At 41.2% G+C, this 240-nt stretch carries 1 protein-coding gene; it reads right to left on the minus strand.

Going from position 1 to position 240, the window contains the following annotated elements:
- On the minus strand, nt 1–199 hold a 199-nt coding region (locus AAEY79_RS16230; protein ID WP_352289776.1), incomplete at its 3' end, for a TetR/AcrR family transcriptional regulator.
- Nucleotides 200–240 lie beyond the last annotated feature (41 nt).

Genomic DNA, 240 nt, shown 5'->3' on the forward strand with positions numbered 1-240 from the left:
GCTCTTCATAGCGAATAATAATGCGCAAATACAGCTCATCTTTGCTTGAGAAATGCTTATATAGCGTACCCTTAGCGAGATCAAGCTGATCGGCTAGGCTATCTAAAGTAATATCACCATCGCCTGACTCAAGTAGCAATTGCTCAGCCATCGCTAATATATTTTCTTCCCTGACTTTGAATTGGTGCTGACGACTCATAACGTCTCCTAAACTTGGTGAGAATAAGCATAGGGTTATAG

Source organism: Psychrobacter sp. GW64-MNA-CIBAN-0177, assembly GCF_040309585.1.
Lineage (GTDB): Bacteria > Pseudomonadota > Gammaproteobacteria > Pseudomonadales > Moraxellaceae > Psychrobacter > Psychrobacter okhotskensis.